The 22,510-nt window shown below is 66.7% G+C and carries 23 protein-coding genes; 10 read left to right on the top strand and 13 right to left on the bottom strand.

Translation table 11 applies throughout. The features are described from left to right. Positions 1-47: 47 nt before the first annotated feature. Positions 48-254 carry a hypothetical protein gene (locus AB4Z10_RS13850; RefSeq protein WP_441470961.1) on the bottom strand — a complete coding sequence of 69 codons (207 nt, stop codon included), beginning with the start codon at positions 252-254 and terminating at the stop codon, positions 48-50. 241 nt (positions 255-495) lie between these two features. Between AB4Z10_RS13850 and AB4Z10_RS13845 the strand changes: the two genes are divergently transcribed. Next, entirely contained in the window at positions 496-1,041 is a 546-nt protein-coding gene (locus AB4Z10_RS13845) for a PRC-barrel domain-containing protein (RefSeq protein WP_441470960.1), read from the top strand. A gap of 68 nt (positions 1,042-1,109) precedes the next feature. Here the strand turns inward: AB4Z10_RS13845 and AB4Z10_RS13840 are convergent, their stop codons facing one another. After that, positions 1,110-2,636, bottom strand: a complete 1,527-nt coding sequence (locus AB4Z10_RS13840; RefSeq protein ID WP_441470959.1) for an NAD(P)H-hydrate dehydratase — start codon at positions 2,634-2,636, stop codon at positions 1,110-1,112. Positions 2,637-2,919: 283 nt separating this feature from the next. On the opposite strand from AB4Z10_RS13840, the gene AB4Z10_RS13835 reads away from it, so the two are divergent. Together AB4Z10_RS13835 and glnA are read left to right on the top strand one after the other, a co-directional pair. Continuing rightward, complete coding sequence (locus AB4Z10_RS13835) at positions 2,920-3,258, top strand: P-II family nitrogen regulator (RefSeq protein ID WP_441470958.1); 339 nt, start codon at positions 2,920-2,922, stop codon at positions 3,256-3,258. A 96-nt stretch (positions 3,259-3,354) separates the two neighbouring features. Next, the gene (glnA, locus tag AB4Z10_RS13830) at positions 3,355-4,764 is read left to right on the top strand and encodes a type I glutamate--ammonia ligase (RefSeq protein ID WP_441470957.1); all 1,410 of its coding nucleotides are present in this window, start codon (positions 3,355-3,357) and stop codon (positions 4,762-4,764) included. Between the two features lie 197 nt (positions 4,765-4,961). Here glnA and AB4Z10_RS13825 read toward each other — a convergent pair whose 3' ends face one another. From AB4Z10_RS13825 to AB4Z10_RS13815, 3 genes are all read right to left on the bottom strand, one after another. Next, positions 4,962-6,344 carry a hypothetical protein gene (locus AB4Z10_RS13825; protein WP_441470956.1) on the bottom strand — a complete coding sequence of 461 codons (1,383 nt, stop codon included), beginning with the start codon at positions 6,342-6,344 and terminating at the stop codon, positions 4,962-4,964. A 7-nt stretch (positions 6,345-6,351) separates the two neighbouring features. After that, positions 6,352-7,569: a glycosyltransferase family 4 protein gene (locus AB4Z10_RS13820; protein WP_441470955.1), complete on the bottom strand. Its 1,218-nt coding sequence runs from the start codon at positions 7,567-7,569 to the stop codon at positions 6,352-6,354. A gap of 71 nt (positions 7,570-7,640) precedes the next feature. After that, positions 7,641-7,841: a hypothetical protein gene (locus AB4Z10_RS13815; RefSeq protein WP_441470954.1), complete on the bottom strand. Its 201-nt coding sequence runs from the start codon at positions 7,839-7,841 to the stop codon at positions 7,641-7,643. Between the two features lie 337 nt (positions 7,842-8,178). Here AB4Z10_RS13815 and parE point away from each other — a divergent pair, with 337 nt between their 5' ends. From parE to AB4Z10_RS13800, 3 genes are all read left to right on the top strand, one after another. After that, complete coding sequence (gene parE, locus AB4Z10_RS13810) at positions 8,179-10,260, top strand: DNA topoisomerase IV subunit B (RefSeq protein ID WP_441470953.1); 2,082 nt, start codon at positions 8,179-8,181, stop codon at positions 10,258-10,260. 159 nt (positions 10,261-10,419) lie between these two features. Then, positions 10,420-11,391: a LysR family transcriptional regulator gene (locus AB4Z10_RS13805; RefSeq protein WP_441470952.1), complete on the top strand. Its 972-nt coding sequence runs from the start codon at positions 10,420-10,422 to the stop codon at positions 11,389-11,391. Between the two features lie 71 nt (positions 11,392-11,462). After that, positions 11,463-11,723 (top strand): hypothetical protein, encoded by a 261-nt coding sequence (locus AB4Z10_RS13800; protein WP_441470951.1) that lies wholly within the window; start codon positions 11,463-11,465, stop codon positions 11,721-11,723. A 2-nt stretch (positions 11,724-11,725) separates the two neighbouring features. Here the strand turns inward: AB4Z10_RS13800 and AB4Z10_RS13795 are convergent, their stop codons facing one another. Next, positions 11,726-12,421 (bottom strand): alpha/beta fold hydrolase, encoded by a 696-nt coding sequence (locus AB4Z10_RS13795; protein ID WP_441470950.1) that lies wholly within the window; start codon positions 12,419-12,421, stop codon positions 11,726-11,728. A 162-nt stretch (positions 12,422-12,583) separates the two neighbouring features. On the opposite strand from AB4Z10_RS13795, the gene AB4Z10_RS13790 reads away from it, so the two are divergent. Both AB4Z10_RS13790 and AB4Z10_RS13785 read left to right on the top strand, forming a co-directional pair. Then, positions 12,584-14,053 carry a DEAD/DEAH box helicase gene (locus AB4Z10_RS13790; RefSeq protein WP_441470949.1) on the top strand — a complete coding sequence of 490 codons (1,470 nt, stop codon included), beginning with the start codon at positions 12,584-12,586 and terminating at the stop codon, positions 14,051-14,053. A 186-nt stretch (positions 14,054-14,239) separates the two neighbouring features. Further along, entirely contained in the window at positions 14,240-15,298 is a 1,059-nt protein-coding gene (locus AB4Z10_RS13785; RefSeq protein WP_441470948.1) for a GGDEF domain-containing protein, read from the top strand. A 108-nt stretch (positions 15,299-15,406) separates the two neighbouring features. On the opposite strand, the gene AB4Z10_RS13780 is transcribed toward AB4Z10_RS13785, so the two are convergent. Then, positions 15,407-15,796 carry a HesB/IscA family protein gene (locus tag AB4Z10_RS13780; protein WP_441470947.1) on the bottom strand — a complete coding sequence of 130 codons (390 nt, stop codon included), beginning with the start codon at positions 15,794-15,796 and terminating at the stop codon, positions 15,407-15,409. Between the two features lie 206 nt (positions 15,797-16,002). Here AB4Z10_RS13780 and AB4Z10_RS13775 point away from each other — a divergent pair, with 206 nt between their 5' ends. Both AB4Z10_RS13775 and AB4Z10_RS13770 read left to right on the top strand, forming a co-directional pair. Next, positions 16,003-17,070 carry a malate/lactate/ureidoglycolate dehydrogenase gene (locus tag AB4Z10_RS13775; protein WP_441470946.1) on the top strand — a complete coding sequence of 356 codons (1,068 nt, stop codon included), beginning with the start codon at positions 16,003-16,005 and terminating at the stop codon, positions 17,068-17,070. 7 nt (positions 17,071-17,077) lie between these two features. After that, positions 17,078-17,434 (top strand): MmcQ/YjbR family DNA-binding protein, encoded by a 357-nt coding sequence (locus AB4Z10_RS13770; RefSeq protein ID WP_441470945.1) that lies wholly within the window; start codon positions 17,078-17,080, stop codon positions 17,432-17,434. Here AB4Z10_RS13770 and AB4Z10_RS13765 read toward each other — a convergent pair. From AB4Z10_RS13765 to sufC, 6 genes are all read right to left on the bottom strand, one after another. Then, positions 17,429-18,319 carry a PhzF family phenazine biosynthesis protein gene (locus AB4Z10_RS13765; RefSeq protein ID WP_441470944.1) on the bottom strand — a complete coding sequence of 297 codons (891 nt, stop codon included), beginning with the start codon at positions 18,317-18,319 and terminating at the stop codon, positions 17,429-17,431. The genes AB4Z10_RS13770 and AB4Z10_RS13765 overlap by 6 nt on opposite strands. Positions 18,320-18,433: 114 nt before the next feature. After that, positions 18,434-18,793, bottom strand: a complete 360-nt coding sequence (locus tag AB4Z10_RS13760; RefSeq protein WP_441471087.1) for an SUF system Fe-S cluster assembly protein — start codon at positions 18,791-18,793, stop codon at positions 18,434-18,436. 55 nt (positions 18,794-18,848) lie between these two features. After that, entirely contained in the window at positions 18,849-20,102 is a 1,254-nt protein-coding gene (locus tag AB4Z10_RS13755) for an aminotransferase class V-fold PLP-dependent enzyme (RefSeq protein ID WP_441470943.1), read from the bottom strand. Positions 20,103-20,104: 2 nt separating this feature from the next. Next, positions 20,105-20,311, bottom strand: a complete 207-nt coding sequence (locus AB4Z10_RS13750; protein WP_038365758.1) for a tautomerase family protein — start codon at positions 20,309-20,311, stop codon at positions 20,105-20,107. Beyond that, complete coding sequence (gene sufD, locus AB4Z10_RS13745) at positions 20,311-21,660, bottom strand: Fe-S cluster assembly protein SufD (protein WP_441470942.1); 1,350 nt, start codon at positions 21,658-21,660, stop codon at positions 20,311-20,313. The genes AB4Z10_RS13750 and sufD overlap by 1 nt, the downstream gene beginning before the upstream one ends. Next, positions 21,660-22,412 (bottom strand): Fe-S cluster assembly ATPase SufC, encoded by a 753-nt coding sequence (gene sufC, locus AB4Z10_RS13740; RefSeq protein ID WP_441470941.1) that lies wholly within the window; start codon positions 22,410-22,412, stop codon positions 21,660-21,662. The genes sufD and sufC overlap by 1 nt, the downstream gene beginning before the upstream one ends. Positions 22,413-22,510: the final 98 nt, after the last annotated feature.

Here is a 22,510-nt window from a genome sequence, read left to right as displayed (position 1 = left end):
ACAAAGAGATAGAGAATGTCCGCGATTCGGAGAAACGCGGACATTCTCTAGGAGTCGTTGCTGGCGTTGAGTTCCTCGGGGCGCAACCCCTCATCCGGCGGACCGCCCTGCCCGCCATGCGTCGCGGCCCATTGCGAAACGATCTCGGCGATCAATTCGGCGTGGGTGCGGGGCGGGTTCTGCGTGGTGATGTAGTGATCGAGCGCTGCCAGAACCTCCCTGCTCAGCGCAACCGTAACCATAGCCGGCGACATTGCAGTCTCCTCCTCAGATGGAACAGTGCCGTGCTCCCGGCGTTCTTCCTCCGCAGCATACGAGCATGGCCTCGTTCCGCGAGCAAATTCTTTCAGGACCGAATCGAAGTCACCGTCTTCGGATAGATGTTATTTTCCGAAATGCTTCGGGCCAGCTTCGAAACACAGGATCTGAACAAATTTTACTCGCGGTTGTTGTTAAGACGACCCGCATCTCTGCGGAAGCACTCAGGAGGAAAACATGATCAAACATGTTGTGTTCGCATCTGTCGCCGCGAGCCTGCTCGCGGCGACCGCGCTCGCCCAGACCAATGCGCCCTCGCCGCCGTCTTCAGCGCCGAAAGCCTCGACCTCTGCCGAGAGCAGCATGCCGGCCCCGACCAATCTCGCCGGCCACGGCAAGTGGCGCGCCACCAAGCTGATCGGCGTCGACATCTACGGCCCTGACGACAAGAAAGTTGGCGACGTCACGGAAGTGATCATGGACAAGACCGGCAAGGTCGAGATGGTGACTATCGGCGTTGGCGGGTTCCTCGGTATCGGCTCGAAGGATGTTGCGATTCCGTTCGAGCAGGTGAGCTGGAGCGACCAGCCGATCGCGCCTCCCGCGCCGGCGCCGGCCTCGTCGGGTAGCAGTGGTGCAGCCGGGACCGGCGGCGCGATGCCGTCCACGCCTCCGGCCGCGGCGGCTCCCAAGGCGCCGGCGATGTATCCGGACCACGGCAAGATCACGATGACCAAGGACCAGCTCCACGCGGCGCCTGCCGTAACCTATTCGGGCAGCTAAGCGATACTCGCTTGGGGAGCCGAGCGAGGCCCGCCCCACAAGGGCGGGCTTCTCCTCGGCGTGGCGCTTCACCCGACGGACAGGTTGCGGAGCAATGGCGGGATCGCCTCCGGCAGATCGTCCGCGATCAACCCCATGCCAAGCGCCTCTCCTGCCCGGCCATGCAGCCAAACGGCGGCGCAAGCCGCTTCGAAGGCGCTCATCCCTTGCGCGAGCAGGCCAGCGATCAGCCCCGCCAGCACATCGCCGGAACCCGCAGTGGCCAGAGCCGGCGAGCCGGTGGCGTTGATCGCCGCCCGCCCGTCCGGCGCGGCGATGACCGTATCAGCCCCCTTGTAGACGAGGATGGCGCCCGAGCGAGCCGCCGCCTTGCGCGCGCGCTCCAGCTTCGAGGCTTCCGTCGCAATCGCGGGTTCCTTGCCGAACAGGCGCTGGAACTCACCTTCATGCGGCGTGAACACGCGAGGATGAGCGGGGTTCGGGGGCGAGGCCTCCTCGCGCAGCGATGTCGCAAGCAAGGTCAGGGCGTCGGCATCGAGCACGACCGGCCTGTCGCTGGCGAGGGCTGAGCGGACCAGGGCGGCGGCCCGCTCATCCAGTCCCAGCGCCGGGCCTGCCACGATCGCGGAGATCCGCCGGTCCTGCAGGAATTCCGCAAGCGCCTCGCCGCCCGCCACCGGGCGCTGCATCACTGCGTCCGGGCCGCGCGAGGCGTGGGCTGCCAGAGCCCCCGGCGCGCACAGGATCGTCACGAGCCCGGCGCCGATCCGCAACGCAGCCCGCGCGCTCAAACGCGGCGCGCCGACACCGGCGATGCCGCCTGCGGCGACAGCAACGGCCCCGCGCCGGAACTTATGCGTGTCGAGGCCGTGATGCGGCACGGCAGCGAGCCAAAGTGCCGGTTCGTTGCGGAAGGCAGCCGGCGCGATCTCGGACAATGCCGCCGCGGCGGGAATACCGATATCGGCCACGACGATCTCCCCGCAGAGGGAGCGTCCCGGCAGCAGGAGGTGGCCGGGCTTCAGCCGGAAGAAGGTCACGGTTTCAGTCGCGCGAACGGCGGGGCCTTCGGCCTGACCGGTATCCCCGGATACGCCGCTGGGAATATCGACAGAGATCACCGGGCGGCCCGCGCCATTCATGAGCGTGACGGCTTCAGCTGCCTCGCCGGCAAGCGGCCGCGCGAGGCCTGCACCGAACAGCGCATCGACATAGAGATCGATCGCCCCGTCGGCGAGCGATGCGAGCGGTAGAACCGGCCCGCTCCACTGCGCGAACGCGAGCGCGGCATCGCCCCGGAGGGCGTCCGGAGAACCCAGCAGCGCGACCTGCACCGTGACCCCGTGCGCATGCAGCAGCCGGGCCGCAACGAAGCCATCGCCGCCATTGTTGCCGGGGCCGCAGGCGATCGCGACCCTGGCCCCCTTCCCGACGCGCCGCAACGTAGCCTCGGCGACCGCGCTTCCAGCGCGCTCCATCAGAGCGATGCCCGCCGTGCCGGCGGCGATCGCGATGCCGTCCGCCCGGCGCATCTGGTCTGTCGAAAGCAGGGCGAGACCCGATAGCTGCATCGCTTCGGCTTCAGAAATCGTCATGCGACATGATGGGACGGCCTGGCGCGATATCGCAAGAGAAGGCGCCTCGAATGACTTGCTATAAAATTAGGCACATGATCCATTTTTGTGCTGTTTTTTGCCTCCTGCACGGGCGCTTCGAAGGGGGCTGCCGCATGGCGGGGCGTTTGCGCCAATGCTATGAGCAGACGTACGGTCGCAATCGTTCGAAGCCGAGGGGCGCCCAGCCCGCGACGACGGATTTTTGCAGTTCTCTTTCCGGCACGTGCCGGACCCTGGAAGCGCAGTGGAGGTCGATCGGCGCATGAAGAAGATCGAAGCGATCATCAAGCCCTTCAAGCTGGACGAGGTGAAGGAGGCGCTTCAGGAGGTCGGCCTGCAGGGTATCACGGTGCTCGAAGCAAAGGGCTTCGGCCGCCAGAAGGGCCATACCGAGCTCTATCGCGGCGCCGAGTACGTCGTCGACTTCCTGCCGAAGGTGAAGATCGAGATCGTGCTGAACGACGAAATGGTGGACCGCGCCATCGAAGCCATCGTCAAGGCCGCTCAGACCGGCCGCATCGGGGATGGCAAGATTTTTGTATCGACGGTCGAGGGGGCGATCCGCATCCGGACCGGCGAGACCGGCGCGGACGCGATCTGAGCTATTTCCCCCGCATCAAGGGATCAAAGGCCGCGGCTGGATTGGAGCCAGCGACGGCCTACGAGTTTGAAAACTGCTGGCAAGAGGAATGCTGAAATGAAAAGCGCCAAGGATGTCCTCAAGGCGATCAAGGACAATGACGTCAAATACGTCGACTTCCGCTTCACCGACCCGCGCGGCAAGTGGCAGCACGTGACGTTCGACGTCGGCATGGTCGACGAGGACATCTTCGCCGAAGGCACGATGTTCGACGGTTCCTCGATCGCTGGCTGGAAGGCCATCAACGAGTCCGACATGCTGCTGATGCCTGATCCGACCACCGCGACGATGGATCCGTTCTTCTCGGCCGCCACGATGGTCATCAACTGCGACGTGCTCGAGCCGGCCACCGGTGAGCCCTACGGCCGTGACCCGCGCGGCATCGCCAAGAAGGCCGAGGCCTATCTGAAGTCGACCGGCATCGGCGACACGGTGTATGTCGGCCCCGAGGCCGAGTTCTTCGTCTTCGACGACGTCAAGATCGCGGCCGATCCGTACCACACCGGCTTCAAGCTCGATAACGTCGAGCTGCCGATCAACGGCTATGCCGATTACGAGGGCGGCAATCTCGGCCACCGCATCGCCACCAAGGGCGGCTACTTCCCGGTTCCGCCGCAGGATTCGGCGCAGGACATGCGCGGCGAGATGCTGGCGGCCATGCAGGCCATGGGCGTCAAGGTCGAGAAGCATCACCACGAGGTCGCCTCGGCCCAGCACGAACTCGGCATGAAGTTCGACACGCTGACGCACACCGCCGACCTGATGCAGATCTACAAGTACGCGATCCACAACGTGGCCCAGAGCTACGGCAAGACCGCGACCTTCATGCCGAAGCCGATCTATGGCGACAACGGCTCGGGCATGCACGTGCACCAGTCGATCTGGAAGAACGGCAAGCCGCTCTTCGCCGGCAACAAGTATGCCGACCTCTCGCAGGAGTGCCTGTGGTACATCGGCGGCATCATCAAGCACGCCAAGTCGCTGAACGCCTTCACCAACCCCTCGACCAACTCCTACAAGCGCCTCGTCCCGGGCTATGAGGCTCCGGTGCTGCTCGCCTATTCGGCGCGCAACCGCTCGGCTTCGTGCCGTATTCCGTGGACGACCTCGCCGAAGGCCAAGCGCGTCGAGGTCCGCTTCCCCGATCCGATGGCGAACCCCTACCTCGCCTTCGCGGCCATGCTGATGGCCGGCCTCGACGGCATCGTGAACAAGATCGACCCCGGCCCGGCGATGGACAAGGATCTCTACGACCTGCCGCCGCGCGAGCTGAAGAAGATCCCGACCGTCTGCGGTTCGCTGCGCGAGGCGCTGGAAGCGCTCAAGAAGGACAACGCCTATCTCAAGGCCGGCGGCGTCTTCAACGACGACTTCATCGAGAGCTACATCGAGCTCAAGATGCAGGATGTGGCGCGCTTCGAGATGACGCCGCACCCGATCGAGTTCGCGATGTACTACTCCTACTGAGGGTTTCGGCCGGCTTCGCAAGGAGCCGGCCGGCGATCCCAACGGCCGCGGACCCGCGGCCAGCCGGGAAGCCGGGGCGGCAACGCCCCGGTTTTTCGTTGGCGCTTGCCGAATGAGAGCCGGGCGCCCGCTTCACGCAAACGCCCCCGCCCGGGAACGCAGGTCCCCTCGTTCGAAAGCCCGGCGGAGTTCGAGGTCTATCGGATCGCCCAGCGGAAGGCGGTCAGCATCGGCGCTGCGCCCAGAAGCAGGACAGCGGCGAGACCCGCCACCGTCGACAGCAGGACGTTTCCGGACATCCCTGTCGCGATAAGCTGGGCCGCGACCAGAGCGAGGATCGCCAGCACGACCGGGCGCCAGGGCATCTCGAAGGGCAAGAGCCTCAGCAGCGGCAGGCCCGTCAGCATCGCAAGCCCCGCGCCCAGGGCGGCGCCGATGGCGATGACGGCGTCGCCTCCGGGCGCCAGCCACATCGCAAACAGGGCACCGGCACACATCAAGGCACAATCCAGGGCTGCGAGGCCGGCGATGGCAAGCAGGCGCCGCAGCAGATGCGCCGGTGTCGGCAGCAGCGCCTGCACCAGCGCGCGGATCAGCGCCATCAGCGTGAAAGCCGGCGCCGTCCGCAGGAATGCCGCCTGCAGGTCGCGCGGGACGACGAGCTCGGCCGCCCCTTGCATCACGGCCAGCAGCAATGCGCCGCCGACCAGCGTCAGGCTTGCGAGCAGCGCGTAGTAGCGCCCGAGCTCCTGCCGAAGGGCGCCCCCGGCGCCCGAGCGATCATAAAGCGCGACGAGGTCGGGATAGCGAATCGCCTGCAGGGAGGACACGATCAGGATGAAGGGGCGCTGCAGCAGGTCGAGCGCCAGCAGCGCGCCGGCGGCGGGCGTGGCGCCGAAGGCGGAGACCAGGATCGCCTTCAGGCCGAGGGGTCCCAGCAGCCCTGCGATGGAGGCGCCGGCCGAGACCCCGCCATAGGCGAGATGACGCCGCGCGGCGCCGATATCGGCCCGCAGGGACCAACCCAGCACATGGCGCGCGGCGATGAAGGCGATGAGGCAATACAGGGCGTTGCCGAGCAGGACGCCCATGACGACATGGATGAAATCGGCCGAGACGAGGGCTCCGCCGACGGTCGCGGCCCCGATCAGCGAGGCGCGCAGACTCTGCAGCCGCGAGAACAGGCTGAAGGCGCCGCGGAAGCGCAGCATGGTCAGGTGCAGTTCTCCTGCGGCGATCATGATCGCCGCGCCCGCCCCTGCCAGCCCGGTCCAGGCCGATGCGCCCCATGTCATCGCGGCAAGCCCGGCAACGACACAGAGCGCGGCGCTTATGACGAACTCCAGGGTGATCGTGCCGCGCTCCGCCGCTTCGCTCGCTGCGTCCGGGCCGGGATAGAAGCGGCTACAGGCGAAGCGCACCCATTCGAAGAAGGCGATCGCTCCGAACTGCGCGATCGAGGCGAACAGCGAATAGGCGGCGTAGTCGCCGGCCGGCAGCAGATGCGAGAGAACGATCAGCAGCCCGAAAGCGAAGACCGCCTGGTATAGATAGGCTGCGAGCGCACCGAGCTTCGCCATGCCGCCCTCACGCCGCCTGTGCCAGCAGGGCTTCATAGCCCGCCATCGACCGCCTGACATGCCGTTCGAGAGTCAGCGGCTCGGCCCAGTAGTTGCGATAGGCGGCGGCGCCCATGCGGGTCGCGATATCGTCGTCGCGCAATGTCGCCAGCGCTTTGGCCAGACCGGCGACGTCGCCGCCCTCGACCAGAAGCCCATCCTCACCGTCGCCGATCCAGCTCGCCGGGCCGGTCGTGCGGGCGAGGATGACCGGCACGCCGCGCGAGCGCGCCTCGGCGATCACGAGCGGCCCGGGTTCGTACCAGAGCGACGGCAGGACGAGGCAGCGCGCCTGCTCGATCTCATCGAACACGGCGTCGGCCGGAACCCAGCCCCGCACCTCCGCCGCCGGGTTGAGGCGCCGGATCTCTGTCTCCATCGGCCCCTCGCCGACAAAGCGCACCGGCATTCCCGCGACAACCGCCGCTTCAGCCAGAAGATCGGCCGCCTTTTCCTGCGTGAAGCGCCCGAGGAAGAGCGCGTGGCGGTTGGCCGCGACATCGGCTGGCGCGCGCTTCTGCGCCTCCATCATGTTCTCGACGACGATGTGGCGGGCATTCTTCGGCAGGAAGGGCTCGGCGAAGCTGCGGGCAAAGGGGCTGACATGGATGAAGAGCGGCGCGCGCAGTCGATGCAGCGCCGCGTCCGAGCGCCATTGGCGCGCGACCCGGACGAGCTTGTGGCCATAGGAGGCGCGATCACAATTCCTGCCGATGCAGGACGCCGACAGCGGCTGGCGGTGGCAAGGTCTGCCGGCGCGGAAGTCGAAATAGCCGCCGACCGGACAGAACGAGAAATAGTCGTGCATGGTGATGGCGACCGGCAAGCCGCTCTCACCGGCGGCGGCGATGGCGGCCGGGCTGAACGCCTTGGTCCATTGATGCAGGTGGACGAGCGTTTCCCCGGGCGGCTGCCGGCGCAGCAGGGCGCCGAGCGCGTCATGCGCCTTTGCGTTCCAGATGCCCTGACGGGCGGCGGCGAGCCGGCTGCCGACCTTCCAGACCTCTTCGCCCTCGAACAGTGCCACCTCGATATTCGGGTGCTGCAGCCGCTCGGACACGGGACCGATCATGCAGGCGAAGACGATCCGGACGCCGGCCTCCGCGAGGCCACGCGCGCTTTCGATCGCAACCTTCGCCGCGCCGCCATTGACCGAACCAAAATCGCTGACGATGACGCAACGCATGTGCGGAAGGCCCCTCCGCCCTCAGGGGTAGGGCCAAAAGGTTGATATTTCTGCGCAGGCCGTCCGAGCGATCAGTAGAAATGCAGAGCGGCGAGCCCGGCCGCTGCGGCGATCGCTGCGCCCCACCACAGCCAGCGCGATAAGGCGCTTTCGGGCGCCGCTGAAAGGGAGCCGCCGACGACATCCTCATGGCCGAAGCATTCCCCCGCGAGGCGCGCCGTGCGCTGCAGACCCGCGATGCCCTTCACCGGCACTGACTGACGCGACGCCACGGTCTTCTCCCTCCCAGCCCGATCATAGCGCATTGCGATTCTCCGCATAGGCCCGATCGTGACACCGATCCTCGGTGGCGATGGTTAACGCAGGCTGAATGCCTCGGTTCCGGTGCTCTTCTGCCACGGCAACGTCACACGCAGATGACGACCGGTGCATGGCTCCAACGAGAGAGTTTCGATGTGTCGGGGAGCTGTCTATAAGCAGATCGGCTTAGGCGCGGCGCCCGGTGCCGCAACCGAGCCTGATCGAATGCCGGATCAAATAACCAAGTCGCACAATCCGTCCTTCATGCACTAGGATTGGGCGGAACGAATCAGGAAACATCAGGCAGTGATGGACGAGAACGGCGATCTTTTCGGCGGGGAGCCGGAGCGGCCTCGCGCGGCTGATCCCAAGCCGGAAGCGCGCTCGCCGGCCGCAGCTCCGAAGGCGCCGGCCGGTTCCGGCGCTGCGCCGCGCAACGGCACGCTTTCCGAGGCCGGCTATGACGCCTCAGCCATCGAAGTGCTGGAGGGACTGGAGCCGGTCCGGCGCCGGCCCGGCATGTATATCGGCGGCACCGACGAGCGCGCGCTGCACCACCTCTTCGCCGAGGTGATCGACAACGCCATGGACGAAGCGGTGGCGGGCCATGCCACCTTCATCGATGTCGAATTGTTCGAGGACGGCTCGATTGCCGTCACCGATAACGGCCGCGGCATTCCGGTCGATCCGCACCCGAAATTCCCCGGCAAATCGGCGCTCGAAGTCATCATGACGACGCTGCATGCCGGCGGAAAATTCGACTCCAAGGCCTATGAGACTTCGGGCGGCCTGCACGGCGTCGGCGTCTCCGTCGTCAATGCGCTGTCCGACCGGCTCGAGGTCGAGGTTGCGCGCGGCAAGACGCTCTATCGCCAGATCTTCTCGCGCGGCCTGCCGCAGGGACCGCTGGAGACGGTCGGCGCCGTCGCCAACCGGCGCGGCACCAAGGTGCGCTTCCATCCCGATGCACAGATCTTCGGCGAAGGCGCGCATTTCTCCCCGGCCCGCCTGTTCCGCATGGCGCGCTCGAAGGCCTATCTCTTCGGCGGCGTCGAGATCCGCTGGACCTGTGCGCCGTCGCTGCTGAAGCCGGAAGGCGATGTCGCGGCGGAGGCCGTGTTCCGCTTCCCCGGCGGCTTGCGCGACTATCTCGGCCGCGAGATCGAGGGCAAGGACCTGGTCGCCGAGCCGATCTTCTCGGGCAAGATCACCAAGGAAGGCAGCCATGGCTCGCTCGAATGGGCCGTGGCCTGGCTCGCGACCGGCGAGGACGGCTTCTCCTCCTCCTACTGCAACACCATTCCGACGCCTGATGGCGGCACCCATGAGCAGGGCCTGCGCATCGCCCTGCTGCGCGGCTTGCGCGACCATGCCGAACGCATCGGCCAGTCGAAGCGCATGGCGCAGGTCACCTCCGACGATGTGATGGCGACCTGCGCGGCCATGCTTTCTGTCTTCATCCGCGAGCCGGAATTCCAGGGCCAGACCAAGGACAAGCTGGCGACGCTGGAAGCCTCCCGCATCGTCGAGGGCGCGGTGCGCGACGCGTTCGATCATTGGCTCGCCGCCGCCCCGCAGCAAGCGCTGCGCCTGCTCGACTGGTCGGTGGATCGTGCCGAGGAGCGCTTGCGGCGGCGCCTCGAAAAGGAGGTCTCGCGCAAGACCGCGACACGCAAGCTGCGCCTGCCCGGCAAGCTCGCCGACTGCTCTAATGCCGGCGCGGCCGGCTCGGAGCTCTTCATCGTCGAGGGCGACTCGGCCGGCGGCTCAGCCAAGCAGGCGCGCAACCGCGCGAATCAGGCGATTCTGCCCCTGCGCGGGAAAATCCTCAATGTTGCCAATGCGACACGCGAGAAACTTAATGCCAACCAGCAGCTCGCCGACCTGATCCTGGCGCTTGGCTGCGGTATCGGCACGCAGTTCCGCGAGGACGATCTACGCTATGACAAGGTCATCGTGATGACGGACGCCGATGTCGACGGCGCCCACATCGCGTCGCTGCTCGTCACCTTCTTCTGGCGGCAGATGCCGCGGCTGATCGAGAAGGGGCATCTCTATCTCGCCGTGCCGCCGCTCTACCGGCTGCAGCATGGCGGCAAGAGCATCTACGCCCGCGACGACGCTCATAAGGACGAACTGCTGGAGACCGCATTCAAGGGCAAGAAGCCGGAGATCTCACGCTTCAAGGGCCTGGGCGAGATGATGCCGCAGCAGCTCAAGGAAACCACCATGGACCCAGCCAAGCGCATTCTGCTCAAGGTCATGGTGGACCATGAGGCGAAGGAGGAAACCTCGGATACGGTCGAGCGGCTGATGGGCAACAAGCCGGAAGCACGCTTCACCTTCATCCAGGAACGCGCCGCCTTCGCCGGGGAGCTTATCGACCTGTGACGAACGAGCCCCGCAACTCTGAGGGGCTGGGCTTCACGGCCGCCGGGCTGCCCGACGCTGCCGTTGCAGGCAGGGTTCGCGGATGCCGAACCCGCCCCTCTCCACAGAACGTCATGACGACAAGCGCCGGACCGCGGCGGGCGACTGGCCGCTGACGCTATGGCCGAGCCTGCTCCATCTCCATCTCGACGCGACGGCGATCTGGCGGCAGCCGCCGGGAGCGCCTCCTGGGACGACATCCGGATCTTCCACGCCATTGCCGTCGGCGGGTCGATGGCCGTGGCGGCGGCTCAGCTCGGGCTGAGCGAGGCCACTGTTGCGCGCCGCCTCAAGGCGCTCGAGCGCGACCTTGGCCTCCAGCTCTTCGCGCGCGAGGCCAATCGCCTCGTCCCGACGGTGATTGGACTGGAGCTTGCGGCCGAGGCCGGCGAGATCGAGGCTGCCGCTCGCCGCTTCGCGATCCGCGCGGAGGCGGCGAAACCGCGTGCCAATGCTCCGGTGCGCGTCACCGCGACGACGTCGATCAGCCTCCTTCTGACCATGCATGCGACCGCGCTCTCGGCCGCGGCCGGCGGCGTCGAGATCGTCATCATCAGCACGCGCAGCCGGCTCGATCTTGCCCGCGGCGAGGCCGATATCGCGCTGCGCATGAGCAAGGTGCCGATCGAGCCGGGGCATTACGCGCAGAAGCTCGGCCGTCTGATGCAGGCGCTCTATGTCCGGCACGACGTCGACCCCGCCACCGCCCCGATCATCTCGGTCAACCGTGAAACCTCGTCCCGGATCGACGACTACATCATGACCTATGCCGCCGGCAGGCCGATTGCCGCGCGCGTCGGCGACTCGGCGGCCCGCTACGAGAGCATCCGCTCGGCTGGCGCCCTCTCGATGGCGCCCTGCTTCATGGGCGATGCGGATTCGACATTGCGTCGGCTGGAGCCGCCACCGGAGCTGACCGGCGACGACATCTATCTGGTCTCGCACGATATCTCGCGCAGCCGGCCCGGCGTCATCGCCGTGCTCGGCGCGCTGCGCAAGCTCTTCCGCGACCAGCGGTCGCTCCTGGCGGGAGATGCGATCAAGCCGGTTGAGATCACTCAGATCGAGCGATTTCCAGCAAGAACCGGCTAACCAAGCTTTTACGGCTCTTCCGTAAGGTCGTCTGTGGTGCTCGTGAGGTCACGAGACGCGGAGAGTGCGCCATGCGCCTGATCGAACTGTTCTGGAAGAACGACCGCGGCACGGTGGTCGCCGATGTCGCCAAGGCCGGCGCGGCCATCGCCTTCCTGTCGGTGATCGCCGCCAACTTCATGTCGAGCCGTACCGTGCCGCTGGACAAGGAGCGGATGGCGGCTGTCAGCCTCGCCGTCTCCAAGCGCCAGCCGGTCGATCCGCTGACCACCGGCTCGATTACGAAGGCGGCCAGCGACACCCGCCTCGATCCCTGCGCCCTGCCCCGCTGAGCTCAGTCGAGCCAGCGCAGCAGCTCTGCGGTGACCCCGTCTGACACCTCCAGCGTCGAGAGGTGCCCGCTGCCCGGAATAATGGCCAGTCGCCCGCGCCCGCCGACCAGCGCGGCCATTTCGCGGGCCTCCGCGGGAGGTGTGATTTCGTCCTTCTCGCCGACGAGAACCAGTACCGGACAGGTTGAGCTGGCCAGCGCCGGCCGCGAGTCCGGCCGCTGCATGATCGCCCGCTGCTGCCGAATGAAGCCGTCCGCGCCGACATCCTCCGCCATCTGCCGCACGAGCAACCGCAGCGGCTCGTCGGTGAGCCGCGCCGGCGCCACGAGCTTCTGCCAGAGCAGGGTCGTAACGTTGTCGAAGGCACCTTTTTCCGTCAACGCGATCATCTGCTCGCGCGGAACATTGGTTTCCGGCGTTGCCGGCTTGGCGGTGGTGCCGAGCAAGGCAAGGCGCGTCACGCGCTCCGGGGCCTGCCGCAGGACCTCGAAGGCGACATAGCCGCCCATCGACAGGCCGCAGAGCGCGAAGCGGGCCGGCGCTGCCGCCAGAAGGCGTTGCGCGATGCCTGAAAGCGTGTCGTCCAAGCTGTGTTCGGCGACCAGGATCGGGCGTCCATCGGCAAGCGCGGGCCATTGCGGCGCATAGAGCGAGGCGTTGGCGCTTAGCCCGGGAACGAGGACAAGCGGTTCCTTCATGGGGCTAAAGCAGTCCTTTCAAGGTTAGATGATTGACTTTGCCGCGTTTTCTTTGCATTCCACACGGGTCCGAAGGCGCGCAGGAAGTGTTGTCGCGCCAACGCGGTGGTCGAGCAGGTCGCCCCACCGCGTTTCACCGACCCTGAAGAAGCGCCATAAGCGATGTCATTTGCCGAACTCGGCTTGAGCGAAAAGGTTCTGACGGCTGTCACGGCCGCAGGCTATAGCACGCCGACCCCCATCCAGGCCCAGGCCATTCCGCATGTCCTTGCGCGCAAGGACGTTCTGGGCATCGCCCAGACCGGCACGGGCAAGACCGCAGCGTTCACGCTGCCGATGCTCACCATTCTGGAAAACGGCCGTGCCCGTGCCCGGATGCCACGCACGCTGATCCTGGAGCCGACGCGCGAGCTCGCTGCGCAGGTCGAGGAAAACTTCGTCCGCTACGGCGTCAACCAGAAGCTTTCGGTGGCGCTGCTGATCGGCGGCGTCTCCTTCGGCGACCAGGACGCCAAGATCACGCGCGGCGTCGATGTGCTGATCGCGACGCCCGGCCGCCTGCTCGATCATGTCGAGCGCGGCAAGCTGCTGCTCACCGGCGTCGAGCTGCTCGTCATCGACGAAGCCGACCGCATGCTCGACATGGGCTTCATCCCGGACATCGAGCGCATCTGCAAGCTCGTGCCCTTCACCCGGCAGACGCTGTTCTTCACGGCGACCATGCCGCCGGAGATCACCCGCATCTCCGAGCAGTTCCTGCACAATCCGGTCCGCGTCGAGGTTTCGCGCCCGGCGACGGCGGCGACGACGATCACCCAGCGCCTGATCGCCTCGAATTCGCAGGATTTCGAAAAGCGGGAGACGCTGCGTCGCCTGATCAAGGGCGCGACCGACCTGCAGAACGCCATCGTCTTCTGCAACCGCAAGCGCGATGTCGCGACGCTGCACAAATCGCTGTTGCGCCACGGCTTCCCGGCGGTCGCCCTGCATGGCGACATGGACCAGTACGCCCGCATGGCGGCACTCGAATCCTTCCGCACCGGCGAGAATCCGATCCTCGTCGCCAGCGATGTCGCCGCGCGCGGCCTCGACATCCCGGCCGTCAGCCACGTCTTCAACTTCGACGTGCCGACCCATGCCGAGGACTATGTCCACCGCATCGGCCGTACTGGCCGCGCCGGGCGCGAAGGCGCCTCCTTCACCATCGTTACCCGCCATGACGAAAAGCTCGTCGCCGCGATCGAGAAGCTGACCGGCCAGACGATCGCCTTCGAAGGCGGCAGCGTCGCCGATCTGCCTCCCGGCGAGCCGCGCGAGGAACGGCGCGGTCGCCGTGACGACAAGCGCCCCGCGCGCGGACGCGGGCGGCCGGAACACGGCTCACGTGCTGCCACCGAACCGGTTCGCCCTCAAGCGGCCGAGAAAGCCGAGGACAGCCCGCGCAACGCCGGACGCCGCCAGCCCGTCAGGCCGGATGCCGAGGTCTCGGCTGCGCCGGTCGCGCGTCGCGAGCAGGACAGCACGCGCCGCGGCCGGAATTCCCGCTCGCGCGACGAGGATGACGGGCCTCAGGTCAAGGGACTCGGCGATCACGTGCCGGCCTTTCTGCTGCGTCCTGCCCGCGTCGGATAACCTTGCGTCATCAACCCGATTTTAACGTCGTCTGACTAGATTGATCGTCGCTGCTGCGGGAACACCGCGGCAGCGGACGGGCGCATGCCGCCGTATAGACGGACAGGATGTCCCGCTTCGATTGGATCAATCGAAGCTGACGTGGCCGAAGGCCACGATTCCGCTTCATATCGGAATGGCGAAGGCATGGACGACGAAGCTTCGGTTTCCGCCCGCACCAACGATCTCGCCGAGCGCGTCGTCGCCGCTATGCGGCACCACGGTTCGCCGAGCTATCCCCGCGCTTTCGAGGTCTGGTACGCGCATCTCAGCGGCGAGATGCCGGCCGTCAGCATGGCAATGAACGCCATCCTCGCCGGCAACGACGGCAAGGTCACCGCTGCCGACATCGACAGCCTCTACGAGCGTTTCATCAGCACGGAGCGCTTTTCCCGTCAGGCCGAACGCACCAGCCTCCAGGTCCTCGGCGAGATCGATGCCATGATGGAACTGGTCGACAAGGCCCTGGGGTCGAGCGAGCTCTTTCACGGCCGCCTGACGGCGATGTCGGAAGACGTGCCGCCGATGACGGACCGGCAGAAGCTGCGTGAGTGGGTCGAGGCGCTCGTGCTCTCGACCCGCGAAGAGGTGACGCGCAAGGCTCAGCTCGAAGCCGAGTTGCGCAACAGCTCCAACGAGATCCGCAACCTCCGCGAGGCGCTGGAATCGACCCGCGCCGAAGCCCTGACCGACCCGCTGACCGGGCTCGCCAATCGCAGGCATTTCGAGGAGATGCTGCAGAAGTCGATCGATCAGGCGACGCTGCGGCGCGAACCCTTCGCGCTGGTGATGGCCGATATCGACTTCTTCAAGCGCTTCAACGACGCCCATGGCCATCTCACCGGCGATCAGGTTCTGCGCCTGGTTGCCCGCACGATGAAGGACAAGTTCAAGGAAAAGGCGGTCATCAGCCGGTTCGGCGGCGAGGAGTTCGCTATCATCCTGCCCGAGGCCGACCTGATCGCCGGCAAGTTCGGCGCCGAGACCGTCCGGCAGGCATTGCTGACCCGCGAGTTGATCAAGCGCTCGACCAGCGAGAATCTCGGCCGCATCACCATCTCGCTCGGCGTGTCGAGCTACCGCCGCGGCGACACCGCCGGCTCGCTGGTCGATCGGGCCGATCAGGCGCTGATGCAGGCCAAGCGCGACGGCCGCAACCGCACGGTTACCGAGGACGTGCTCGAGACGACGAGCCGCGTGGCCTGAGCGGTCCGGCGGCCGCCTCGCAGGCGGCCGCCCGCGCGAGCCCTGTGTCCAGCGCTTGAGGGCGGCGCTCTGCTCGCCCAGCCGCCTGAGCGCGGCCACGTCGACCGTTCAGGGAGCCGTGAGCGCGCTTTCGCTGCGCGGCTTGATCTCGACCGACTCGCCGCAGCCACAGGCCGAGACCTGATTGGGATTGTTGAAGACGAAAGTCGAGGAGAAGCGGTCGGTCTTGAAATCGAGCTCGGTGCCCAGCAGGAACAGCACCGCCTTGGCGTCGACAACCACGGTCGCGTCCTTCTCGGTCACGACATCGTCGCCCTTGTTGACCGCGCGGGCGATTTCGAAGGTGTACTCCATCCCGGCGCAGCCGCCCTTCTTGACGCCGACGCGCAGGCCGAGCGCCGGCATGTCGCCGCCAGCCGACTGCGCCATGATCTCGCGGATGCGGGCGGCCGCTGCGTCGGTCAGCGAAATGACCTTCAGGCCCGGTATCGAAAACATTCCTCGTCCCTCCTCGACCGGGTTCAAGGCCCGGTGAAGCAAGATTGCATCTCTAACATAGGGATCGCGGCGGCTCGCGTCGAGATGGACGCAGCTCGCCATGCAATCCCCAGCCCTGCGTCCATCGCCAGATGCATTGCGCATCCGCCCGGGGCATGCACTCTGGCGGTTTCATCCTGCCTGGCCGCCCAACTCCCGGAAGAACCATGCCTCATCGCCTGCACCGTCCCGAATCGTTGCGCGCCCTCGTCCACGATATGGTGATGAAGGCCGGCTGGACGGAAGCGGAGGCGCAGGAAACCGCCGACCATCTCGTGCTCGCCAATCTGAGCGGCCATGACAGCCACGGGGTCGGCATGATCCCGCTCTATTTCCAGTCGCTGGCTGACGGCAATCTCAGCCCGACATCGCAGCCGCAGGCCCGGGTCGACGCCGCGCCTTTCCTGATCATCGACGGGGCGGTCGCGCTCGGCCAGCCGAATGCGCGCAACGCCGTGGATCGCGCCATCGAGATGGCCAAGGCCGGCGGCGTCGCCATCGTGAACCTGCTTGATTCGCATCATATCGGGCGGATCGGCCACTATGCCGAGGTCGCCGCAGCCGCCGGGCTGATCTCGTTCTTCTGGGTCAATGTCGCCGGCCGCCCGCCCATCGTCGCGCCCTATGCCGCCAAGGAGGCGCGCTTCGGCACCAATCCGCATGCGATCGGCATCCCGGTTCCCGGGGGCGAGCCGCTCATCCTCGATTTCGCCACCAGCCGCATGGCCCACGGCAAGGCCCGCGTCGCCCTCAACAAAGGCGAGCAGGTGCCACCCGGCTACATCATCGATGGCGAAGGCCGACCGACCACCGATCCGGCGCATGTCTTCGCCAGCCCGGACCACCCGCTCGGCGCGCTGCTGCCCTTCGGCGACCACAAGGGCGCCGGCCTTTCGCTGATCGCCGAATTGCTATCGGCCGGATTGATGGGCGCCGCCCGCATCGACCAGAAGCCGCAGAAGAGCTGGATCATCAACTCGCTCTTCGGCGTGATCATCGATCCGGCCCGGCTGGAGCCGGATGCCGAGCTGCGCAAGAGCCGCACCGAAAGCTACCTCGCCTTCGTGCGCGCGGCGAAGCCGCAGGACCCGGCCAATCCAGTGCTCGCGCCGGGCGACAAGGAGCGCAAGGTCCGGGCCGAGCGCGGCGCCGCGGGCATCCCGCTCGACGACGAGACCTGGTCACAGATCAAGGCCGCCGCGGCACGCCACGGCATCGACGCCGAGAGCTACTGAGGCCGACATGTCGCCCGAGGCCTACAATGCCTTCTGCGCCTCGCTGCCGGCGACGAGCCATGTCGTGCAATGGGGCGGCGCCGATGTCTGGAAGGTCGGCGGGAAGGTCTTCGCCATCGCCCGGCAGCAGGAAGACGGCGAGATGGCCGTGAGCTTCAAATGCTCGCCTATGACCTTCGACATCCTCAGGGAGCAGCCGGGCCTTCGGCCGGCGCCCTACCTCGCCTCGCGCGGCATGAAATGGATCCAATGGCTCACGGCCGAGAGCATGCCGGACGATGCCTTGCAGGACTATCTGCGCGAGAGCCACCGCCTCGCCGCGGCCGGGCTGACGAAGCGGGTGCGTGCAGAGCTCGGCCTATAGGAGCGCTTCGCCCCGGAACATCTGCGCGCAGGAGCCGCCGACGGTGGCGCGGATGCCGTCCTCGCCACGGCGCGCGGTCAGGTGCAGAAGGCTGGGCCGGCCCATCTCGACGCCCTGCGTCAGCGTGAAGCTCGCATCGTTCTTGCCACTGAGCGAGAGCAGCAGGGCTGCGACCGTGGCGCTGGCACTGCCGGTCGCCGGATCCTCCCAGGTGCCGCTGATCGGCGCGAACATCCGCGCGCGGATATCGGCGGCGCCGTCCCGCGCATACAGGAACAGCGAAAGGCGGCCTTCCAGCCCCGGCGTGCCGTCGCGCACCGCCCGGAAACGGCTCAGATCCGGCGTGGCGCGGGAAAGCGCTTCCACGGTCATTTCCGCGAGAACGAAGAAGACCCCGACCGAGGCACGAACCGGCTGGTGGTTCGTCACCACAATATCCGATGGCGCCAGACCCGCGCAGGCCGCGATCGCGTCGGCCGGCAGCTCGATGCTTTTCGTCAGGGGCTGGGGCGCGGCGATCGTCGCCCCCGTGACCGTGCCTGCGGCATCGCGCGCGACCTTGACCTCGACCAGCCCGGCGATCTCCTCGAAGCGCAGCACGCCGCCGCGGTCGCGACCGTGGCGCGCGAGCACGAAAGCCGTGCCGACATTCGGATGCCCGGCAAAAGGCATCTCATGCGTACGCGTGAAGATCCGGACCCTGGCGTCGTTGGCCGGATCGTCCGGCGGCAGAACGAAGGTCGTCTCGCTGTAGTTCATCTCCGCCGCCAGCGCCTGCATCTGGGTGTCGGAGAGGCCGCGTGCATCGGTGAAGACGGCGAGCTGGTTGCCGCCGAATGGCGTGTCGGTGAAGACGTCGACGGTCTCAAAGGGAAAGCTCGGCATGGCAGGCTCCGAAAGGCAGCTGAGGCTCTATCGCCTTTCCTGCCAGCGGGACGCGCCGAAAGCCAATGAAGCGATGGAATGCGATCCATCACGCCGGCATGAAGCCGGCGTTTTTCACCACATGTCGAGAGCGACGCGCGCCTCGTCGGACATACGCGACTGATCCCAGGGCGGGTCGAAGGTCATGTTGACCGTCACGCCCGCGATGCCCTGCACCGTGCTGACGGCGTTCTCGACCCAGCCCGGCATCTCGCCGGCGACGGGGCAGCCCGGCGCGGTCAGCGTCATGTCGATGGTGACCTGGCGGTCATCGGCGATGTCGACGCGATAGATCAGGCCGAGCTCGTAGATGTCAGCCGGGATCTCGGGGTCGTAGACCGTCTTCAGCGCCGCGACGATGTCATCGGTCAGGCGGTCGATCTCCTCGGGCGGAAGCGACGTGCCGGAGCCGACCTGCGGCTCGTTCGGCTTCAAGTCTTCCTTCAACGCGATGGGCTCGGAGGTGGCCAAGGCTCAAAATCCTCGATTATCAGGCGAAAAGGCTCTCGGCCTTCCGCAGGGCTTCCACCAGCTTGTCGACCTCTTCCAGCGTGTTGTAGAGGCCGAAGGAGGCACGGCAGGTCGATGTCACCCCATATCGTGCCAAAAGCGGCATGGCGCAATGGGTGCCGGCGCGAACTGCGACACCGGCGCGGTCGATCACCGTCGCGACGTCATGGGCATGGGCGCCCTTCATCTCGAAGGCGACGATCGCGCCCTTCTCCTTCGCCTTGCCGAAGATGCGGATGGAATTCATCTCGCCGAGACGTTCCATCGCATAGGCGCCGAGCCTGGCCTCATGCGCCGCGATGTTCTCGCGGCCGAGCGCCATCATGTAGTCGAGCGCAGCGCCCAGCCCCACAGCCTCGACGATTGCCGGCGTGCCGGCCTCGAAGCGATGCGGCGGGTCGTTATAGGTCACCGTATCCTCGGTGACGGTGACGATCATCTCGCCGCCGCCTTCATAGGGCGGCAGCTTGTCTAGCCATTCCTTGCGGCCCCAGAGGATGCCGGAACCGGTCGGCCCATAGGTCTTGTGGCCGGTGAAGGCGTAGAAGTCGCAGCCCAGCGCCTGCACGTCGACCGGCAGGTGCACGGCGCCCTGGCTGCCGTCGACCACAAGCGGGATGCCGTGCGCCCGGCAGATCTTGGCGATCTCGGCGATCGGCACGATGGTACCGGTCGCGTTCGACATATGCGTCAGCGCGACGACCTTGGTGCGCGGCGTGATCAGCTTCTCGAATTCCTCGACGAGGAAATTGCCGTCCTCGTCGATACCAGCCCATTTCAGCACGGCGCCATGGCGCTCGCGCCAATAGTGCCAGGGCACGATGTTGGAGTGGTGCTCGAGGATCGAGACGATGATCTCGTCACCCTCGCCGAGGTTCAGATGGCGCCCGAGGGAGGATGCGACCGTGTTGAGCGCCCCGGTCGAGGAGCGCGTGAAGACGATCTCCTCAAGGTGCTTGGCATTGAGGAAGCGCCGCGCACTTTCGCGAGCGGCTTCATAGGCTTCGGTCGAAGCGTTCGCGAGATAGTGCAGCCCGCGATGGACGTTGGAATAGTCCTCGCGCATCAGCCGCGACATCGCCTCGATCACCACCTCGGGCTTCTGCGCCGAGGCGGCGTTGTCGAGATAGACGAGCGGCTTGCCGTAGACCTCGCGCGACAGGATCGGGAAATCCCGCCTGACGGTCTCGACGTCATAGGGCTTTAGCACGGGCTGGCCGGTGACCGCGTTCATCCTCACGCCTTTCCGGTGCCGGGCTGCCGGTCGGCGACGAGCGCGCCGGCATGCCCCCAATCCTCCCGCTCAATCTCCTGGATCACGATATGGGTGTTCTGCGGGTTCTTGCCGAGCACCTTCACGAGCGTCTCGGTGAATTCCTTGACGATCTGCGCCTTCTGCTCGCGCGTCGCGCCCTTGGTGATCTGGAGATTGATGTAGGGCATCAGACGGTGCTCACCTCGGAAGCGGCCTCGCGGGCCTTGAGCCAGGATTCGACCTCGGCCATGACCAGATCGCGCAGGTTCTCGTCGGCGATGAACTCGGCCGCCTCGCCGGCGAAGGCCTGCAGCACCAGCGCTTCCGCCTGCGGCCGCGGCAGGCCGCGCGCCATCAGGTAGAAGAGCTGGTCGCCGTCGATCTGCGCCACGGTTGCGCCATGGCCGCAGACCACGTCGTCGGCGAAGATCTCGAGCTCGGGCTTGTTGAACATCGTCGCGCCGTCGTTCAACAGCAGCGCGTTGCTCTTCATGCTGCCGTCGGTCTTCTGCGCATGCTGGCGCACGATGACCTTGCCCTGGAAGACGCCGGTGGCCTCGCCGCCCGCGATCGTCTTGAACAGCTCGCGGCTGGTGCCGTGCGGCACCTCGTGGTCGACGATCAGCGTCACGTCGGAGTGCTCGGAGCCACGGAGCAGATTGACGCCGCGCAGGCCGATCTCGCTGTGTTCGCCGGCATAGCGGACGAAGTGCTGCTGGCGCAGCGTGCCCGCGTTGGCGACGAGGGCGAAGGAGTCGAACTTGGCGTGGGCACCGACAGTGACGAGCAGGCTTTGCACCTGCACGCTCGCGGCGGCCTGGCGCGTGACGAGGCGGATATGCTGGATCTCGCTTTCGTCACCGGTCTCGAAGACGATGGCGCCGTTGATCTGCTGCGCGGCGGTGCCCGCCGCCTCGCTGACTTCGACGATCGTTCCCTTGGCGCCCTTGCCGGCGAGCACGACCGAGCGGTGGAACACCGCCCGCTCCTCCTCGCCCGAGGCGAGCGAGATGATTACGACGGGCTGCTCAAGCTCGACGCCCTCGGCGATCTCGACGAAGACGCCGTCACGCATCAGCGCGGTGTTGAGCATCAGGCCGGTGTCGTCCGCGCCGACCGAGGGGCCGGCGAGGATGCGGGTCAGATCCTCGCGCGGCGAGACCAGCGCATCGGCAAGCGATTGCACCGAGACGCCCTCGGGAATCGCGTCGAGCGTGGACAGTTCCGGCGCGAAGGCGCCGTCGACCAGCATGAGGCGCAGGCCGCCGAGCTTCAGCTCGCCAAGCCGTGCCTTCACCGCCTCGGTGACGGCGGTGCCGCCTGCGAGCGGGCGTGCCTCGCGCAACAGCGAGCGCAGGTCGGTATAGCGCCAGGATTCGAGCCGGCGATGCGGCAAACCCTTGGCCTCGAAGCCGGCGAAGGCTTCCTCGCGCAGCTTGCGCACGGCCGGGCCGCCGGGCAGCTCGGCCTTGCTGTCCGCGTATTGCTGGACGAGCTGCTGCTCGGCAGCCGTCTTCAGCGGGGTGACAATGGCCATTACGCCGCCTCCCCATAGGCCGCGTAGCCGCTCTTCTCGAGCTCGAGCGCCAGCTCCTTGCCGCCGGTCTTCACGATCCTGCCCTTCGACATGACGTGGACGGTGTCCGGCACGATATGGTCGAGCAGGCGCTGATAGTGGGTGATGACCAGGAAGCCACGGCTCTTGTCGCGGAGCGCGTTGACGCCCTCGGCAACAATGCGCAGCGCGTCGATGTCGAGGCCGGAATCGGTCTCGTCGAGGATGCACATGGACGGCGAAAGCAGAGCCATCTGAAGGATTTCCATGCGCTTCTTCTCACCGCCGGAGAAGCCGACATTGAGCGGGCGACGCAGCATGTCCTTGGCGATGCCGAGCTTGTCGGCGGCGGCGTTGACCTGCTTGATGAAGTCCGGCGTCAGCAGCTCGTCCTGCCCGCGTGCCCTGCGCTGGGCGTTCATCGCGGCCTTCAGGAAGGTCATGGTGGCGACGCCGGGGATCTCCAGCGGATACTGGAAGGCGAGGAAGATGCCGGCGGCGGCGCGCTGGTCGGCCTCCATCTCCAGCACGTTCTGGCCGTTGAGCAGGATTTCGCCGTCGAGAACCTCATAGTCCTCCTTGCCGGCGATGACATAGCTGAGCGTCGACTTGCCGGAGCCGTTCGGCCCCATGATGGCGGCGACCTCGCCGTCGTTCACGGTGAGGTTCAGGCCATTGAGGATCTGCTTGTCCTCGTCGGCGATCTTGACGACCAGATTGCGAATTTCGAGCATTGTTCAGAGTTCCATTCTGCAGGAGATGGTCGGGGCGAGCCCGACCATGACGCGCTTGGTCCTGGCGTCCTGCCCGGGCTTGGCCCGGGCATCTCGGA

The sequence above is a fragment of the Allobosea sp. RAF48 genome (genome assembly GCF_052114025.1).
Classification (GTDB): Bacteria; Pseudomonadota; Alphaproteobacteria; order Rhizobiales; family Beijerinckiaceae; genus Allobosea.
This window is presented reverse-complemented; position numbering and strand designations above follow the sequence as displayed.

What these genes read in the sequence shown, in the direction of transcription:
- AB4Z10_RS13850 (WP_441470961.1), bottom strand. Translation starts at nt 254, where the DNA reads ATGTCGCCGGCTATGGTTACGGTTGCGCTGAGCAGGGAGGTTCTGGCA.
- AB4Z10_RS13845 (WP_441470960.1), top strand. Translation starts at nt 496, where the DNA reads ATGATCAAACATGTTGTGTTCGCATCTGTCGCCGCGAGCCTGCTCGCG.
- AB4Z10_RS13840 (WP_441470959.1), bottom strand. Translation starts at nt 2,636, where the DNA reads ATGACGATTTCTGAAGCCGAAGCGATGCAGCTATCGGGTCTCGCCCTG.
- AB4Z10_RS13835 (WP_441470958.1), top strand. Translation starts at nt 2,920, where the DNA reads ATGAAGAAGATCGAAGCGATCATCAAGCCCTTCAAGCTGGACGAGGTG.
- glnA (WP_441470957.1), top strand. Translation starts at nt 3,355, where the DNA reads ATGAAAAGCGCCAAGGATGTCCTCAAGGCGATCAAGGACAATGACGTC.
- AB4Z10_RS13825 (WP_441470956.1), bottom strand. Translation starts at nt 6,344, where the DNA reads ATGGCGAAGCTCGGTGCGCTCGCAGCCTATCTATACCAGGCGGTCTTC.
- AB4Z10_RS13820 (WP_441470955.1), bottom strand. Translation starts at nt 7,569, where the DNA reads ATGCGTTGCGTCATCGTCAGCGATTTTGGTTCGGTCAATGGCGGCGCG.
- parE (WP_441470953.1), top strand. Translation starts at nt 8,179, where the DNA reads ATGGACGAGAACGGCGATCTTTTCGGCGGGGAGCCGGAGCGGCCTCGC.
- AB4Z10_RS13805 (WP_441470952.1), top strand. Translation starts at nt 10,420, where the DNA reads ATGGCCGAGCCTGCTCCATCTCCATCTCGACGCGACGGCGATCTGGCG.
- AB4Z10_RS13800 (WP_441470951.1), top strand. Translation starts at nt 11,463, where the DNA reads ATGCGCCTGATCGAACTGTTCTGGAAGAACGACCGCGGCACGGTGGTC.
- AB4Z10_RS13795 (WP_441470950.1), bottom strand. Translation starts at nt 12,421, where the DNA reads ATGAAGGAACCGCTTGTCCTCGTTCCCGGGCTAAGCGCCAACGCCTCG.
- AB4Z10_RS13790 (WP_441470949.1), top strand. Translation starts at nt 12,584, where the DNA reads ATGTCATTTGCCGAACTCGGCTTGAGCGAAAAGGTTCTGACGGCTGTC.
- AB4Z10_RS13785 (WP_441470948.1), top strand. Translation starts at nt 14,240, where the DNA reads ATGGACGACGAAGCTTCGGTTTCCGCCCGCACCAACGATCTCGCCGAG.
- AB4Z10_RS13780 (WP_441470947.1), bottom strand. Translation starts at nt 15,796, where the DNA reads ATGTTTTCGATACCGGGCCTGAAGGTCATTTCGCTGACCGACGCAGCG.
- AB4Z10_RS13775 (WP_441470946.1), top strand. Translation starts at nt 16,003, where the DNA reads ATGCCTCATCGCCTGCACCGTCCCGAATCGTTGCGCGCCCTCGTCCAC.
- AB4Z10_RS13770 (WP_441470945.1), top strand. Translation starts at nt 17,078, where the DNA reads ATGTCGCCCGAGGCCTACAATGCCTTCTGCGCCTCGCTGCCGGCGACG.
- AB4Z10_RS13765 (WP_441470944.1), bottom strand. Translation starts at nt 18,319, where the DNA reads ATGCCGAGCTTTCCCTTTGAGACCGTCGACGTCTTCACCGACACGCCA.
- AB4Z10_RS13755 (WP_441470943.1), bottom strand. Translation starts at nt 20,102, where the DNA reads ATGAACGCGGTCACCGGCCAGCCCGTGCTAAAGCCCTATGACGTCGAG.
- AB4Z10_RS13750 (WP_038365758.1), bottom strand. Translation starts at nt 20,311, where the DNA reads ATGCCCTACATCAATCTCCAGATCACCAAGGGCGCGACGCGCGAGCAG.
- sufD (WP_441470942.1), bottom strand. Translation starts at nt 21,660, where the DNA reads ATGGCCATTGTCACCCCGCTGAAGACGGCTGCCGAGCAGCAGCTCGTC.
- sufC (WP_441470941.1), bottom strand. Translation starts at nt 22,412, where the DNA reads ATGCTCGAAATTCGCAATCTGGTCGTCAAGATCGCCGACGAGGACAAG.